This window comes from Streptomyces profundus, assembly GCF_020740535.1.
GTDB classification, from domain to species: Bacteria; Actinomycetota; Actinomycetes; order Streptomycetales; family Streptomycetaceae; genus Streptomyces; species Streptomyces profundus.
Genome location: NZ_CP082362.1, coordinates 5,416,319 through 5,429,633, shown reverse-complemented (window position 1 = coordinate 5,429,633; position 13,315 = coordinate 5,416,319). Strand labels below are relative to the sequence as shown.

Here is a 13,315-nt window from a genome sequence, read left to right as displayed (position 1 = left end):
TCCCGGGCTCGTGGACCGCCGACACGGGCGTCCCGCCCTCGGCACGGGACGGCGCACGGGGATCTTCGGCTTCCCCCGGATTCGAGGGAGTCGCGCTGTTGCGGCTCACTGGCTATCTCACCTCTCGACAGCGGCAGCCGGCGCTGACCGGCTGACGTGACTGTGGAGTCGTGTGGATTCCAGCACGCTTGGGGAAGAGATTCCAATCCCCCTGGTCGTCCGATTTCCACCAACACGAGATACCTGAAACGGGGCATCGACTCCCAGATGTGACATTCGGCCGCTAAGTCGCACGCGGAGCGGAACGGCCCGCTCGCCGCGCGTAGACATGCAGGTGGAGAGCCACCCGCCGAATCGTTACGAACCGGCGGAAGACGTGCGCGAGAACACAGATCGACGACGGGTGTGGCCGATCAGTGCAAACGAGCCAACAAGGCGTGCTCGACCAGGGTGATCAGGCCACTTTTGGCCTCGGCGCGATGGCGGGCGTCCGTCGTGATAATCGGCACATCCGGGCCGATCTGGAGCGCCTCGCGGACCTCCTCCGGCGAGTACGGCTGATAACCGTCGAAGCCGTTGAGCGCGATCACGAAGGGCAGGCCGCTGTTCTCGAAGTAGTCCACGGCCGGGAAGCAGTCCGCCAGCCGCCGCGTGTCCACCAGCACGATCGCCCCGATCGCACCCCGCACCAGGTCGTCCCACATGAACCAGAAACGGTCCTGCCCCGGCGTACCGAACAGGTACAGGATCAGATCCTGGTCCAGCGTGATACGACCGAAATCCATCGCGACCGTGGTCGTGGTCTTGTTCCCCGTGTGCGTCAGATCGTCGATCCCCGCCGACGCCGAAGTCATCACCGCCTCGGTCCGCAGCGGGTTGATCTCCGAAACCGCGCCCACGAACGTGGTCTTGCCCACACCGAACCCACCGGCCACCACGATCTTCGCCGATGTCGTGGCCGTAGGCGTGGCCTTGGGGGTGGCCGAGGAGGGAGGCCCGGGCATCGAATGCCCCATTCCGTCAGAGCTTGCGAAGTCCACTGAGCACCCTTTCCAGCAGCGTCACATCGGGCTGACCGCCGGGCTCCCCGTCATGGCCCGGCTGATGGATGGCGACAAGCCCGGCCTCGGCCAGGTCGGCCACCAGAATCCGGGCCACCCCCAGGGGAATGGCGACGAGCGCCGACACCTCGGCGACCGACTTCACCTCAAGGCACAGCTGGCAGATCCGCTGATGCTCGGGGAGCAGCCCCTGCATCTGCATGGGATCGGCGGTGGTGCTCACCAACGCCTCGATCGCCAGCTGGTAACGCGGCCTGGTGCGGCCACCGGTCATCGCGTAAGGACGCACCAGCGGCTGATCGCCCTCGTCGTCATACGACCCGTAGTTGTGGGAAGCACCGTACGAGCCCTGCGAGGGCGGCGGGGTGTTCATGGCTCCTCCGAGCTAAACATGAGTTCGACGACGCGGATGATTGGTGCTCATGTGGGGGGAGCTTGACCTCAGTTGAGCAGACTGCCCTGCAGTTCGGCGCGCAAGTCGGGGGTCAGGACCGTGCCCGCACGGTCCACCAACAACGCCATCTCGTAACCCACGAGACCGATATCGGCCTCCGGATGTGCCAACACCGCCAACGACGAACCGTCGGAAATGGACATGATGAACAAGAACCCCCGTTCCATTTCCACCACGGTCTGATTCACCGCACCGCCCTCGAAGATCCGCGAGGCACCCGCGGTCAGCGATGTCAGCCCGGAGGCCACCGCCGCCAACTGATCCGCACGATCCCTCGGGAACCCCTCGGACATCGCCAGAAGAAGACCATCGGCGGACACCACAACCGTGTGCGACACCCCCGGGGTGTTATCCACGAAACTGGTAATCAACCAGTTGAGGTTCTGCGCCGCCTGGCTCATCGGGCTCACACTAACGCTCCTACTGATAGCTGGGGCCTTGGCCCCGGTCCGTGCGACCGGCCGAAGAACCGGCCTGGCGCCCCTGCTGAATGCCCCTGCGGAGATTGGTCAACCTGCCGCGGACATCGTCCGGACGACGGGAGACCGAGGGGCCCGAGGGAGCCGCCTGCTGCTGATCCGGCTGCGCCGCTCCCGCCACCAGGTTGGCCCTGGGGACCCGCTTGGGCAGCCCCGACGTGGTGACACCACCCGCGCTCGGCTGCCGCAACTGCTCGGCCTGCCGCCACCGTTCGTCGTTGGGCGACGCGCGCCAGGGCGCACCGCCGCCCTGGGGTGTGGGGGCCTGGGTGGGGGGAACGGCGCTCGCGGGACTGTCCGGGCGCGCGGGGGTCGGCATCGGATCGTGCGCCACGGGTGGGGGCGGCGCGGTGGGAGGCTGGGCCGACTGAGGTGCCGACGCCGGTGCCGCGGACTCGCCGCCGTACTGCGGCGGGGCGGCGCGGCGGGTGCCGAACCAGGTCGACTCCATCTCCTCGAAGATGGGCGTGCGTTCGGGCGAGCGGCGCGGCTCGGGCGCGGGCAGCGGCGCGTTCAGCTCGTCCTGCGGGCGCTGCCAGGAGGAGGTCCGCCGCAGGCCGGCACCCGCCTCGGGCCGCTGCTGGCGCGAAGGCGGCGCCGGCTCGTCGGTACGCCGCGCCTGGAACTCGCCGGTGGGGTACTCCGGGGTCCGGGGGGCGGGCTGATAGCCGCCGCCGGGGAACTCGCCGGTGTCGTGCGACCCGCCGAGGGCCGGCCGGGCGGCGGGGGGCGGCGCGCCGAAGACCGACGGCTCCTCGAAGCCGCCGCTCGGCCGCCCGTCGGGGCGCGGCGCCTGAGGGGCTTCGGGCGTCCACCTCGGCTGCTCCGGCGCCTGACGGAAGTCGGGGGGTGCCTGGTCGGCGCGGGGCGCCTGCGGCAGCCGGGGCTCGGGACGGGCCGCCCCGGGGAACGCACCGGAGAAGTCCGACCTGGCGTGCTCGCCTGTCGACTCGGACGACCCCGGTATCCGGGGCGGGTCGAACGCGTCGTTGACCGCGGGTATTCGGGCGGTGTCGTCCGCTCCGGTCGCCCAGCTGGGGCGACCGGCGGGCGCGCCGCCGCCCGGCGCCGCCGTGTCGGGGCGGCCGGGCGCCGCACCGGCCGGTGGCCCGGACTGCTCCAACCCGCCGGGACCCTGCCGGGGTTCGGCCGAGGAGCGGGAGGGCAGCGCCGGCCGCTCGGGGCGGCCGGGGACGCCACGGGCCTGCGGCCCGCGGCCGAGCCCGGCGTCGCCCTCGGGCTTGCCCTTGCCGAGCGAGGGGCGGCGCACCGGCGGGGTGTCGCGTTGCAGGGTGGCCGACGTGGTCTCCGCCGGTCCGGCCGGCCTGGGCCGGCCGGAGCCCTGGGCGACCTCGGCCGGGAGCATCACCAGCGCGGTGGTGCCGCCGGAGTCCGAGGGACGCAGTTGGATCCGGATGCCGTGGCGCAGGGAGAGGCGGCCGACCACGAAGAGGCCCATCCGGCGGGAGACGGAGACGTCCACCGTGGGCGGGTTGGCCAGCCGGTCGTTGATCCCCGCCAGGTCCTCGGGGGAGAGGCCGATGCCGGTGTCGTGGATCTCGACCAGCACCCGGCCGTCGGGCAGGGCGTGGCCGGTGACCTTGACCTTGGTCTGGGGCGAGGAGAACGAGGTGGCGTTCTCCAGCAGCTCGGCGAGCAGGTGCACGAGGTCGTTGACGACGCGGCCCGCGACATCGGTCTTGGGCACGGCGCTCAGCTCGATGCGCTCGTACTGCTCCACCTCGGACGCGGCGGCACGCAGCACGTCGACCAGCGGCACCGGGCGGGTCCACCGGCGGCCTGGCTCCTCACCGGCGAGGACCAGGAGGTTCTCACCGTTGCGCCGCATACGGGTGGCGAGGTGGTCGAGCTTGAAGAGCGACGACAGCTGGTCGGGGTCGGCCTCGCGGGACTCCAGCTCGGAGATGAGCGACAGCTGCCGCTGGATCAGTCCCTGGCTGCGACGGGAGAGGTTGGTGAACATCGCGTTGACGTTGCCCCGGAGCAGCGCCTGCTCGCCGGCCAGCCGGACGGCCTCCCGGTGCACGTCGTCGAACGCCTGGGCCACGCGGCCGATCTCGTCCCTGGTGTGCACGCCGACGGACTCGACGGAGGTGTCCACCTCGCCGGGGTCGGCCTCGGACATCTGCTTGACGACCTCGGGCAGCCGGGTGCGGGCCACCTCGGTCGCGGTCTCCTGGAGGCGGCGCAGCGAACGCACCATGGAGCGGGCCACGACGAAGGCCCCCACCAGCGTGATGCCCAGCACCAGCAGGACGATCGCGCCGTTGACGAAGGCGTCTCGCTGGGCCTCGTCGCGCAGCTGGCGGGCCTGGTCCTGCATCTCGAAGAGCAGGGTGCGCTCGATGGTGCCCATCGCGTCGATCTTGGTGCGGTCCTGGTCGTACCAGTCCCGGTAGGTGCGCTCCTGGCTGCGGATGCCCTCCTCGGCCGAGAACACCCGCTGGGCGTAGTCGTTGGCCGCGGCGATGTTGACGATGCCGCCCTCCAGCGGGCGCAGCAGTTCCCTGGCCCGCTCGGAGTCGCCGTAGATCTGGGTGAAGTTGTCGAGGGCGACCGTCTCGCTGAGCTGGTGGGTGCGGCCGAACCGCCAGTCGGCCTCGGACAGCTCGGCCTGCTCGCCGGGCAGCTCGCCCCTGGCCAGACCAGCGGTGATCACGGCGCGCTGGATGGAGGCGTGCTCCTTCGCGGAGGAGAACGCGGCCAGCGCGCGGGTGCTGCGGATCATGTCGCTGTTGTTGGTGGCCTGCGCCATGTCCTGGGACAGGCTGAGCAGCGCCTCGATCACCTCGTTGTACTGGGTGATCGTCTGCGCGGTGTACTCCGGGTCGTTGTAGGCCGCGTTGCGCACGGCGCTCAGCTCGTTGAGCCGGCGACCGATGTCGTAGATGGTGGCCTCGACGCCGCGCATCGACTCCTCGGTGCCGCGGATCCGCAGCCGGGCGTCACTGAAGGCGGCCATCGCCTCGTCGGTGCGCTCCCGAGGCCCGACCACGTCATCGCTGGAGTCGTCGTCCGCGCTGATCAACGGGCCGGCCGAGCGGTCGCGTTCCTCCTGGAGCGCGGCGGCGAGCAGGGTCGCCTGCTGGGTGATGTCGGTGAGCAGCTGCATGTCCTCAAGCTGCTCGACGTTGCCCAGCGAGGTCTCGATACGCAGCGCGCCCATCACGGTGGCCGCGGCGACGGGAAGCGCGATCAGGGAGACCAGGCGCGTGCTGATCCGCCAGTTGCGCAGGGCGAGGCGCGAGCCGCCGTGGATCGGGCGGGCGGGCGGCGCGTCCTTGCCGGGGCTCTCGGCCTCCTGGGCCGATCGCTTCCTGGAAGGCTGCTCCTTGGCGCTCTTGGCCGGCCGCGTGTTTTCGGCGTCCGGAGCGGGGCCGGTGGCCGAGCCGCGGTCTACCGTGCCGCTTCGCTCCGCGTCCCCCGCGGCACTGCCTTCCCTCTTGAAACGTCCCTGCACTAGCGTCGCAACCTCTGGACCAGGCGTTTCACCGCGGGTGCGGCGAAACGGTATCGAGCCGGGGGCAGTCGTCGCCCCGTAACGGTCGTTTGGGCAACCAGCGCGTGACGGTGATCAGCCGGTGAGTGACGCCGGTGTGCGCCCTCACGAATTCCGCTGACCCGCGTGGTTTCGTGGAATTCCAGCACAGTGGCCGATCTCCAACAAGGGCCCGGGATACTCCTGTGACATCTATGACGCTGTGAAGGTGAAACATCACCTGGCGTGCACAGATCACACGGAGAAACCGGACTTTTGACCAGGTCGTCACCATCGACCCCGGACCTTCTCACGTTCCCGCGAAGCACCGGAGAGGGCTTTGCCTGGGACGTGCGCCACGGTCAATGGCGAATGCACCGATCCGCCCGATTTACCCCTTGTCCCGTGAGGAAACTCACACCCCACGGGCGACTATCACCCCACCTCCGTCGGGTATCCGGCCCTTAGCCTCAGCTTTACAAGGCTTCCCGGAATGACAAGGCTGAACACCGTGAAGAGCACGCTGATCACCCGCTCCATCGCCAATCCACGGCGTACCACCCTGGCACACCTCGTGGACGCCACCGCACTCACCCCCGCCGAGTTGGCCCCGGCCGGATCGCCCGACGTGCCGGCGCACACCGCCAACCCCCGTCGCACCGTGCTGGAGAAGGGCCAGGAGCCGTCCCTGGCCGGCTACTTCGAGGCCCTCGCCCACTAGGGCACGTCGTTTGGATCTTCGCGGGCTCGCGACTCCCCCAGACTTCGTCCGGGGGGACCCCGGGGGCACCTCCCGGACGAAGTCTGGGGGAGTACGAGCTGCGATCCGGCGCCTGATGGGGGCACCTCCCAGGCCCAAAGGGGCCTGGGGGAGCACCGCATCATGGGGGCACCTCCCAGCCGCCAGGCTGGGGGAGCCGCTCGCCATCCACGAAGATCCAAACGACGCACCCTGGGGCCGCCCCCGGCATGACGAAGGCCCTCGGCCGATCTTCCGATCGGCCGAGGGCCTTCGTCGTGGGCGTGGTGGTGGTGTCAGCTCTGCCAGCTGCGCGGCACCCGATAGGCGCTGACCCGCTCCAGCCGGCGCCAGCCGGCGGTCCTCGGAAGCGCGGGGGCCGGCCTCGGCGCCTCGCTCCTGGCGGCCCTCGCCATCAGCAGCGCGGTCACGGCGGCCAGCTCCTCGGCGCTGGCGGCGCCCCGCTCGACCCGCACCAGACGCGGGTCAGTCGTCTCAGAGGTCATCTGTGGCTTCCTCACTCGGCACACGGTGCCGGGTCACTGGGGCGGGTTGCCGTGCTTACGGGCGGGCAGATCGGCGTGCTTGGTGCGGAGCATGTCCAGCGCGTGGATCAGGACGGGGCGCGTCTCCGTCGGGTCGATCACGTCGTCCACCAGGCCACGTTCGGCAGCGTAGTACGGATGCATCAGCTCGGCCTTGTACTCCTTGACCATCCGGTCCCGCATCGCGTCCGGGTCCTCGGCGGCGGCGATCTGCCGGCGGAAGATCACGTTGGCCGCGCCCTCGGCGCCCATCACCGCGATCTCGTTGCTCGGCCAGGCGAGGGCCAGATCGGCGCCGATGGACTGGGAGTCCATCACGATGTAGGCGCCGCCGTACGCCTTGCGCAGCACCAGCGAGATCCGTGGCACCGTGGCGTTGCAGTACGCGTACAGCAGCTTGGCGCCGTGCCTGATGATCCCGCCGTGCTCCTGGTCCACGCCCGGCAGGAAGCCCGGCACGTCGAGCAGGGTGATGATCGGGATGTTGAAGGCGTCACACATCTGGACGAAGCGCGCGGCCTTCTCCGAGGCGTGGATGTCCAACACGCCGGCCAACGCCTGCGGTTGGTTGGCCACGATGCCCACCACCTGGCCGTCCATCCGGGCCAGGGCACAGATGACGTTGGTGGCCCAGCGCTCGTGGATCTCCAGGAAGTCGCCGTCGTCCACCAGCTCCTCGATGACCGCCCGCATGTCATAGGGCCGGTTGCCCTCCAGCGGCACCAGGTCGAGCAGCGCGTCCGAGCGTCGCTCGACCGGGTCCTCGGTGGCGGCGGCCGGCGGGTTCTCCCGGTTGTTGGCCGGCAGCAGGGAGAGGAGGTAGCGGACCTCCTCCAGGCAGGTCTCCTCGTCGTCGTAGGCGAAGTGCGCCACGCCCGAGGTCTCCGCGTGCACATCGGCGCCGCCCAGACCGTTCTGGGTGACCTCCTCGCCGGTGACCGCCTGCACCACGTCGGGCCCGGTGATGAACATCTGCGCCGTCTCGCGGACCATGAAGACGAAGTCCGTCAGCGCCGGTGAGTACGCCGCACCGCCGGCACAGGGGCCGAGCATCACGCTGATCTGCGGAATCACCCCGGAGGCCCGGGTGTTGCGCTGGAAGATGCCGCCGTATCCGGCGAGCGCCGAGACGCCCTCCTGGATGCGCGCCCCGGCACCGTCGTTCAGCGAGACCAACGGGGCGCCGGCGGCGAGGGCCATGTCCATCAGCTTGTGGATCTTGGCGGCGTGGGCCTCGCCCAGCGCGCCGCCGAAGATCCGGAAGTCGTGCGCGTAGACGAAGACCGTGCGGCCGTGCACCGTGCCCCAGCCGGTGACCACGCCGTCGGTGTAGGGGCGCTTGGCCTCCAGGCCGAAGCCCGTGGCGCGGTGCCGACGCAGGCCGCCCACCTCGTGGAAGGAGTCGGGATCGAGCAGCAGACCGATCCGCTCCCTGGCGGTGAGCTTGCCCTTGGCGTGCTGGGCCGCGGTCGCCTTCTCGGACGGCCCGGCGAGCATCTCCGCACGGATCGCCAGCAGCTCCGCCACCCGGCCCCTGGTGTCCGTGGCGACGTGGGTTTCGGGGGCTGCGGTATCGGCCTGATCGGTCATGTATAGACCCTACGAAACCTTGGCCGTCCATACTCTCGTCGGGTCCGCACAGTCTCCTCCAGCAAATCATGGCCACGCTGTACAGAACCTGAGCCCACCCGGGACGGTTGGTGGGTGGACCACACAGAACCGTCCCGAGGCGACTTGGAGGAATCCCACAGCACCGGGCTCACGCGTCCGGCCGCAGCCCGGCGCGCAGCAGGCCGTAGGTGTAGGCGTCGTCCAACGCCTGCCAGGAGGCGGCGATGACATTCTCGGCGACACCGACCGTGGACCACTCGGCCTCGCCGTCGCCGCTGGTGACCAGGACGCGGGTGGTCGACTGGGTACCGTACTTGCCCTCCAGGATACGGACCTTGTAGTCCATCAGCTGGATACGGGCCAGCTCCGGGAAGGTGCGTTCCAGGGCCAGCCGCAGCGCCTGGTCCAACGCGTGCACCGGGCCGTTGCCCTCGCCCGTGGCCAGCACCCGCTCGCCCTTCACCCACAGGCGGACCGTCGCCTCGTTGGCCATCTGGCCGTCGGTCCTGTGGTCCGTGATGGTTCGCCAGGACTCGGGCTCGAAGAAGCGGTCCCTGCGGCCGGCCGCCTCGTCGCGCAGCAGCAGCTCGAAGGACGCGTCGGCCGCCTCGTAGGTGTAGCCGCCGCGCTCCTGCTCCTTGATCCGGGCGACCACCCGGCCCACCAGATCGCGGTCCCCTTCCAGGTCGTAGCCGAGCTCGCGGCCCTTGAGCTCGACCGAGGCACGCCCCGCCATGTCGGAGACCAGCATCCGCATCGAGTTGCCCACCAGCTCCGGGTCGATGTGCTGGTAGAGGTCGGGGTCGACCTTGATCGCCGACGCGTGCAGCCCGCCCTTGTGGGCGAAGGCGGAGACCCCCACATAGGGCTGGTGGGTGGCCGGCGGCAGGTTGACCACCTCGGCGACGGCGTGCGAGATCCGCGTCATCTCGGTGAGCGCCCCCGCCGGCAGCACCCGCATGTCGTACTTCAGCTCAAGCGCCGCGACCACGGGGAACAGGTTGGCGTTGCCCACCCGCTCGCCGTACCCGTTGGCCGTGCCCTGGACGTGGGTGGCGCCCGCGTCCACGGCGGCCAGGGTGTTGGCGACGGCGCAGCCGCTGTCGTCCTGCGTGTGGATGCCGAGCCGGGCGCCGGTCTCGGCCAGCACGGTGCGCACCACGGAGGTGATCCGCCCCGGCAGCATCCCGCCGTTGGTGTCGCAGAGCACCACCACGTCGGCGCCGGCCTCGCGCGCCGTCCTGACGACGCTCAGCGCGTACTCGGGGTTGTCGGCGTAGCCGTCGAAGAAGTGCTCGCAGTCGACGAAGACCCGGCGGCCCTGGGCACGGAGATGGCGCACGGTGTCGGCCACCATGGCGAGGTTCTCCTCCAGGGTGGTGCGCAGCGCCAGCTCGACATGCCGGTCGTGCGCCTTGGCCACCAGCGTGACCACCGGCGCCCCCGAGTCGAGCAGCGCCTGGACCTGGCGGTCGGTGGCGGCGTCCGCGCCCGCCTTACGGGTGGCGCCGAAGGCCACCAGCTGGGCGTGCCGGAAGTCGATCTCGGTGGCGGCGCGTTGGAAGAACTCGGTGTCCCTGGGGTTGGCGCCCGGCCAGCCGCCCTCGATGAAGCCCACCCCGAAGTCGTCCAGGTGGCGGGCGATGGTCAGCTTGTCGGCGACGCTGAGGTGAATGCCCTCGCGCTGCGCGCCGTCCCTGAGGGTGGTGTCGAACACGTGGAAGGCGTCGGTTGGGGCCTCTGGCCGCATGGCATCCGTCGTCATGGCCTGGATCTCCTGTGGGGAGGTGTGCGTGGTCGTAAGGCGGCGTCGCTGCCTCCTTCCCTGGCGCCCTCGCTCCGGCGGGGTGGGCCGGAAAACGAAAAGACCCCTCGCGGGTGCGAGAGGTCTGCGCGCGGGTCGGAAGCTTCGTGTCCACTTCCGCTTCTGGTGGGCGGGCGGCGGACACCGCGGGACCGGCGCGCTAGTCACCAATAATGATGGCGAACGAGAGCACGTTGGCAGTATGCCACGAAGGGCGGGGCCCGCCACTCCCCTGTCTCACCATCCGGACCCCGCCCGGGTTCGGGCGGGGTCCGGCGCGGTGAACCTCGGGGATGCCTCCTCAGGCGACGGGGTGCATCCAGCCGTAGGGGTCGGGGCGTTGGCCGGTCTGGATGCCCAGCAGCTCCTCGCGGAGCCGCAGGGTGACAGGGCCCGGCTGGCCGTCGCCGATCTCCCACCGGGCCTCGGCGGACTTGACCGACCCGACGGGGGTGATCACGGCCGCCGTCCCGCACGCGAAGACCTCGGTGATGGCGCCGCTGGCGCTGCCCTCCCGCCAGTCGTCGGTGGAGATCTTGACCTCACCCGTCGAGTAGCCGAGGTCGCTGGCGATGCGCAGCAGCGAGTCGCGGGTGATGCCCGGCAGCAGGGTGCCGCTGAGCTGGGGGGTGACGATCTGGGTGTCGGCGCCACCGCCCCGCACGAAGTAGAGGTTCATGCCGCCCATCTCCTCGACCCAGCGGCGCTCCACGGCGTCCAGCCAGACCACCTGGTCGCAGCCCTGCTCGGTGGCCTCGGCCTGCGCGAGGAAGGCGGCGGCGTAGTTGCCGCCGGTCTTGGCCTCGCCCGTGCCGCCGGGGGCCGCGCGCACGTACTCCTGGGAGAGCCAGACGGAGACCGGCTTGATGCCCCGCGGGAAGTAGGCGCCGGCCGGGGAGGCGATCACGACGAAGAGGTATTCGTTGGCCGGGCGGTTGATGCCCAGGCCGACCTCGGAGGCGATCATGAACGGCCGCAGATAGAGGGACTGCTCCCCGCTGGCCGGGACCCAGGCCGAGTCCTGGCCGACGAGCACGTCGATGGCCTCGACGAAGAGCTCGACGGGAAGCTCGGGCATGGCCATCCGCCGGGCGGAGCGCTGGAAGCGTTCCGCGTTGGCCTCGGGGCGGAAGACGGCGACGGAGCCGTCGGCCTGGCGGTAGGCCTTCAACCCCTCGAAGATCTCCTGCGAGTAGTGGAAGACCATCGTGGCCGGGTCCATCGGTAGGGGCGCGTAGGGCTGAAGTCGCGCCTCGTGCCAGCCCTGTTCCTCGGTCCACCTGATGGTGACCATGTGGTCGGTGAAGTGATTGCCGAACCCGGGGTCGACCAGCGCCGCCTCGCGGTCCGCGTCGGACCGCGGCTGGGCCGCGAGCTTACGGTCGAAGGGCAGGGAGGTTGTCATGGTGAGCGCGTCCTTCACTGAGTGTCGAAGCGGACCGCGCCCCGGAGCCCGAGGGTATTAGGAAGTCCGAGCATCGGGGCGGAAACCGGGCGATGACGTGGGTGGAACGGATGCCCGCCCGCGGTCTGCCCGAACCCCGCCTGGAACGACGGCGTCCGGTGAGCCCGCTGGCCCGGCGTCCGCGCCCGTCACCCGGTCGCGGTCCTTACGAGCGATGGTGGCACCCAGCGGCGGCCTCGCACCAGCCGCCGGGCACCAGAGCCCGGCGGCCTTCGGCCGGGCTAGCCGGCTACTCGCGCCGCCAGCGCGTCGCCGATGGCCTCGGTGGAGCGGGGCGACGCCGCGTCGCGCTCGGCGAGGTCCGCCGTGACGACGTCCTCGATGCGGGTGGCCTCGGCCTGGTAGCCGAGGTGGCGGAGCAGCAGCGCGACCGACAGCACGGTGGCCGTCGGGTCGGCCTTGCCGGTGCCGGCGATGTCCGGGGCGGAGCCGTGGACCGGCTCGAACATCGACGGGAAGGCGCCCTCGGGGTTGATGTTCCCCGAGGCGGCGAGGCCGATGCCGCCGGTGATGGCGGCGGCGAGGTCGGTGAGGATGTCACCGAAGAGGTTGTCGGTGACGATCACGTCGAACCGCTGGGGCTGGGTGACGAAGAAGATGGTGGCGGCGTCCACATGCAGATAGTCGACCTCGACGCCCTGGTACTCCTCGGCGACGCGGTCCACGGTGTTCTTCCACAGGTGGCCGGCGTGCACCAGCACGTTGTTCTTGTGCACCAGGGTGAGCTTCTTCGCCGGCCGGGCGACGGCCCGCTCGAAGGCGTCGCGCACCACGCGCTCCACACCGAAGGCCGTGTTGAGGCTGACCTCGGTGGCGACCTCCGCCGGCGTACCGGTGCGCATGGAGCCGCCGTTGCCCACATACGGGCCCTCGGTGCCCTCGCGGACCACCACGAAGTCGATCTCGGGGCGGCCGGCCAGCGGGCTCGGGGTGTTGGGGAAGAGACGGCTCGGGCGCAGGTTGACGTAGTGGTCGAAGGCAAACCGCAGCTTCAGCAGCAGCCCGCGCTCCAGCACGCCCGAGGGAACGGACGGATCGCCGATCGCGCCGAGCAGGATCGCGTCGTGGCCGCGCAGGCGCTCCAACTCCGCCTCGGGCAGGGTCTCCCCGGACGCGTGCCAGCGGCGCGCGCCGAGATCGTATGCGGTGGTCTCGCACTTGACGTCCGAGGGCAACACCGCGGACAGGACCTTGAGCCCCTCCGCGACCACCTCAGGGCCGATGCCGTCGCCTGGGATCACCGCGAGATCGATACTGCGAGCCATGGGATGGACCCTACGCCCCGTCCCACCCTTCGAGGGCGGATGTCCACCATGCGGACGGAACCCGGCGGGCGGCCGGTCAGAGCGCGACGGGGCCGCCGTTGTCGCGCCGGTCCATGGCCTCCTGGAGGGCGAGGGCGGCCTGCCGGCGGCTGGCGATGCCGGCGGCGCGGGCATCGGCCCTGGCGCGGCTGCGCGCGCTGGGCCCCGCGGCGGCCACCTGGGCCTCACGCGCGGCACGGACGGGAACGACGGCGACGGCAGGGGCAGTCGTGACTGCGGTGGCGTCCATGGCGGTCAGCTCCAGGTGGGGGTGACAGGCTGCCGGGGCGACGGTGACCCGACGTATGGCCTCCACAAAAGTAGCCCCCGGATCCCGTGCTGTCTGCCCAAATA

11 protein-coding genes are annotated in these 13,315 nt (G+C 70.8%); 1 reads left to right on the top strand and 10 read right to left on the bottom strand.

All coding sequences use genetic code 11. From position 1 onward, the window contains the following. Positions 1–413: 413 nt before the first annotated feature. The 4 genes from K4G22_RS23945 to K4G22_RS23930 all read right to left on the bottom strand — a co-directional run bounded on the left by K4G22_RS23945 (position 414) and on the right by K4G22_RS23930 (position 5,475). On the bottom strand, positions 414–1,040 hold the full coding sequence (locus K4G22_RS23945; RefSeq protein ID WP_425336743.1) for a GTP-binding protein: 627 nt from the start codon (positions 1,038–1,040) through the stop codon (positions 414–416). After that, positions 1,021–1,434, bottom strand: coding sequence for a DUF742 domain-containing protein (locus K4G22_RS23940; protein ID WP_228082408.1), 414 nt, complete (start codon positions 1,432–1,434; stop codon positions 1,021–1,023). Before K4G22_RS23940 ends, K4G22_RS23945 begins: the two co-directional genes overlap by 20 nt. Before the next feature lie 68 nt (positions 1,435–1,502). Beyond that, complete coding sequence (locus K4G22_RS23935) at positions 1,503–1,916, bottom strand: roadblock/LC7 domain-containing protein (protein ID WP_228082407.1); 414 nt, start codon at positions 1,914–1,916, stop codon at positions 1,503–1,505. Between the two features lie 19 nt (positions 1,917–1,935). Next, positions 1,936–5,475 carry a sensor histidine kinase gene (locus K4G22_RS23930; protein ID WP_228082406.1) on the bottom strand — a complete coding sequence of 1,180 codons (3,540 nt, stop codon included), beginning with the start codon at positions 5,473–5,475 and terminating at the stop codon, positions 1,936–1,938. Positions 5,476–6,004: 529 nt separating this feature from the next. On the opposite strand from K4G22_RS23930, the gene K4G22_RS23925 reads away from it, so the two are divergent. Next, a complete protein-coding gene (locus K4G22_RS23925; RefSeq protein WP_228084212.1) occupies positions 6,005–6,214 on the top strand; it encodes a hypothetical protein in 210 nt (69 codons plus the stop codon). Positions 6,215–6,528: 314 nt separating this feature from the next. On the opposite strand, the gene K4G22_RS23920 is transcribed toward K4G22_RS23925, so the two are convergent. From K4G22_RS23920 to K4G22_RS23895, 6 genes are all read right to left on the bottom strand, one after another. Next, the gene (locus K4G22_RS23920) at positions 6,529–6,738 is read right to left on the bottom strand and encodes an acyl-CoA carboxylase subunit epsilon (RefSeq protein ID WP_228082405.1); all 210 of its coding nucleotides are present in this window, start codon (positions 6,736–6,738) and stop codon (positions 6,529–6,531) included. Positions 6,739–6,771: 33 nt separating this feature from the next. Beyond that, positions 6,772–8,367, bottom strand: coding sequence for an acyl-CoA carboxylase subunit beta (locus K4G22_RS23915; RefSeq protein ID WP_228082404.1), 1,596 nt, complete (start codon positions 8,365–8,367; stop codon positions 6,772–6,774). 169 nt (positions 8,368–8,536) lie between these two features. Continuing rightward, positions 8,537–10,153 carry a citramalate synthase gene (gene cimA / locus K4G22_RS23910; protein WP_228082403.1) on the bottom strand — a complete coding sequence of 539 codons (1,617 nt, stop codon included), beginning with the start codon at positions 10,151–10,153 and terminating at the stop codon, positions 8,537–8,539. Between the two features lie 340 nt (positions 10,154–10,493). After that, positions 10,494–11,597 carry a branched-chain amino acid aminotransferase gene (locus K4G22_RS23905; RefSeq protein ID WP_228082402.1) on the bottom strand — a complete coding sequence of 368 codons (1,104 nt, stop codon included), beginning with the start codon at positions 11,595–11,597 and terminating at the stop codon, positions 10,494–10,496. A 281-nt stretch (positions 11,598–11,878) separates the two neighbouring features. Next, on the bottom strand, positions 11,879–12,922 hold the full coding sequence (locus K4G22_RS23900; protein WP_228082401.1) for a 3-isopropylmalate dehydrogenase: 1,044 nt from the start codon (positions 12,920–12,922) through the stop codon (positions 11,879–11,881). 76 nt (positions 12,923–12,998) lie between these two features. After that, positions 12,999–13,211: a hypothetical protein gene (locus K4G22_RS23895; RefSeq protein WP_228084300.1), complete on the bottom strand. Its 213-nt coding sequence runs from the start codon at positions 13,209–13,211 to the stop codon at positions 12,999–13,001. Between the last annotated feature and the right edge of the window lie 104 nt (positions 13,212–13,315).